General features: G+C 57.2%; 2 rRNA genes (1 of these 2 only partly in view). Both read left to right on the forward strand.

Going from position 1 to position 3,111, the window contains the following annotated elements:
* Positions 1–734: ribosomal RNA gene (locus tag J3P30_RS14955) — 16S ribosomal RNA — on the forward strand; the annotation flags it as partial.
* Positions 735–1,165: 431 nt separating this feature from the next.
* A 23S ribosomal RNA gene (locus tag J3P30_RS14960) occupies positions 1,166–3,111 on the forward strand; it runs 1,264 nt beyond the window's last position.

Here is a 3,111-nt window from a genome sequence, read left to right on the forward strand (position 1 = left end):
CGTAAACGTTGGGAACTAGATGTGGGGTCCATTCCACGGATTCCGTGTCGCAGCTAACGCATTAAGTTCCCCGCCTGGGGAGTACGGCCGCAAGGCTAAAACTCAAAGGAATTGACGGGGGCCCGCACAAGCGGCGGAGCATGCGGATTAATTCGATGCAACGCGAAGAACCTTACCAAGGCTTGACATACACCGGAAACGGCCAGAAATGGTCGCCCCGCAAGGTCGGTGTACAGGTGGTGCATGGTTGTCGTCAGCTCGTGTCGTGAGATGTTGGGTTAAGTCCCGCAACGAGCGCAACCCTCGTTCTATGTTGCCAGCGGGTCATGCCGGGAACTCATAGGAGACTGCCGGGGTCAACTCGGAGGAAGGTGGGGATGACGTCAAATCATCATGCCCCTTATGTCTTGGGCTTCACGCATGCTACAATGGCCGGTACAAAGGGCTGCAATACCGCGAGGTGGAGCGAATCCCAAAAAGCCGGTCTCAGTTCGGATTGAGGTCTGCAACTCGACCTCATGAAGTCGGAGTCGCTAGTAATCGCAGATCAGCAACGCTGCGGTGAATACGTTCTCGGGCCTTGTACACACCGCCCGTCAAGTCATGAAAGTCGGTAACACCCGAAGCCGGTGGCCCAACCCTTGTGGAGGGAGCCGTCGAAGGTGGGATCGGTGATTAGGACTAAGTCGTAACAAGGTAGCCGTACCGGAAGGTGCGGCTGGATCACCTCCTTTCTAAGGAGCTTCTGACGCGCTTCGCGTGTCCAGAGCCACTGCACAGGCGAATGTCCTGTGGTGGTTTGCTCATGGGTGGAACATTGACTTGGGTCGCCGGTGTCGTGCCGGCAGTCAGTACGGTCGCAGCTCTTGGGAGCGCCTGACCTGGAACGCTGCTGGTGGGAATAGTCGGTGACGTGCACGCTGTTGGGTCCTGAGGGATCGGGCCTGGCCCTTGTGGCTGGGACTTCCTCAGGGCCTCGACGTTTCTTCCCGGTGGGGAAGTGGCGCGGGGTACCGCCCGTACTTTGAGAACTACACAGTGGACGCGAGCATCTTAGATCCGAGGCCTTTCAGGTCTTGGATCACATAGGTGACACGCATCGCGAGATGCGTGCACCATTGGTCAATCTCCGGCAGCAGTGCCGGCGATCGATTCATACTCATGTGGTCAAGTTTCTAAGAGCAAACGGTGGATGCCTTGGCATCTGGAGCCGAAGAAGGACGTAGTAATCTGCGATAAGCCTCGGGGAGCTGATAAACGAGCTTTGATCCGAGGATCTCCGAATGGGGAAACCCCGCTGGGCGCAGCAATGCGACCCGGTGACTCCCGCCTGAATATATAGGGCGGGTAGAGGGAACGTGGGGAAGTGAAACATCTCAGTACCCACAGGAAGAGAAAGCAACCGCGATTCCGTTAGTAGTGGCGAGCGAAACCGGAACAGGCCAAACCGATCGTGTGTGATAGCCGGCAGGCGTTGCACGATCGGGGTTGTGGGACTCTCAGGCTGTTCTGCCGAGCAGCACACGTTACAGCGCGGCATAGACGAATGGCATTGAAAGGCCAATCACAGAGGGTGGCAATCCCGTAGTCGAAATGCTGTTATGGCGTGGAGAGGATCCCAAGTAGCACGGGGCCCGAGAAATCCCGTGTGAATCTGCCAGGACCACCTGGTAAGCCTAAATACTCCCAGATGACCGATAGCGGACAAGTACCGTGAGGGAAAGGTGAAAAGTACCCCGGGAGGGGAGTGAAATAGTACCTGAAACCGTTTGCTTACAAACCGTTGGAGCCTCCTTGTAGGGGTGACAGCGTGCCTTTTGAAGAATGAGCCTGCGAGTTAGCGATACGTGGCGAGGTTAACCCGAGTGGGGTAGCCGTAGCGAAAGCGAGTCCGAATAGGGCGAGTCAGTCGCGTGTCCTAGACCCGAAGCGAAGTGATCTACCCATGGCCAGGCTGAAGCGACGGTAAGACGTCGTGGAGGGCCGAACCCACTTCAGTTGAAAATGGAGGGGATGAGCTGTGGGTAGGGGTGAAAGGCCAATCAAACTTCGTGATAGCTGGTTCTCTCCGAAATGCATTTAGGTGCAGCGTTGCGTGTTTCTTGCCGGAGGTAGAGCTACTGGATGGCCGATGGGCCCTACCAGGTTACTGACGTCAGCCAAACTCCGAATGCCGGTAAGTGAGAGCGCAGCAGTGAGACGGTGGGGGATAAGCTTCATCGTCGAGAGGGAAACAACCCAGACCACCGACTAAGGCCCCTAAGCGTGTGCTAAGTGGGAAAGGATGTGGAGTTGCATAGACAACCAGGAGGTTGGCTTAGAAGCAGCCACCCTTGAAAGAGTGCGTAATAGCTCACTGGTCAAGTGATTCCGCGCCGACAATGTAACGGGGCTCAAGCACACCGCCGAAGTCGTGGCATTCGCATCATTGGTTAGCCTTCGTGGTTCAGCCGTGCGGATGGGTAGGAGAGCGTCGTGTGGCGAGTGAAGCGGCGGAGTAATCCAGCCGTGGACGCCACACGAGTGAGAATGCAGGCATGAGTAGCGAAAGACGGGTGAGAAACCCGTCCTCCGAAAGACCAAGGGTTCCAGGGCCAGGCTAATCCGCCCTGGGTAAGTCGGGACCTAAGGCGAGGCCGACAGGCGTAGTCGATGGACAACGGGTTGATATTCCCGTACCGGCGAAGAACCGCCCATGCTGATCCGGTGATGCTAAGAGTCCGAAGCCGTGGTGGATCCCTTCGGGGGGAAGCCGCGGTGGAGCACTCGACCCGAACCGGGGAGGCAAGCGTATTAACAGGTGTGACGCAGGAAGGTAGCTGAGCCGGGCGATGGTTGTCCCGGTGTAAGGACGTAGGGCGAGGAATAGGCAAATCCGTTCCTCATACAGCCTGAGATCCGATGCGTACCCCGATAGGGGGAAATCAGTGATCCTATGCTGCCGAGAAAAGCATCGACGCGAGGTTCCAGCCGCCCGTACCCCAAACCGACTCAGGTGGTCAGGTAGAGAATACCGAGGAGATCGAGAGAATCGTGGTTAAGGAACTCGGCAAAATGCCCCCGTAACTTCGGGAGAAGGGGGGCCTGAGGCGTGAACGGACTTGCTCCGGG

The organism is Naasia sp. SYSU D00948 (assembly GCF_017916515.1).
GTDB lineage: Bacteria > Actinomycetota > Actinomycetes > Actinomycetales > Microbacteriaceae > Naasia.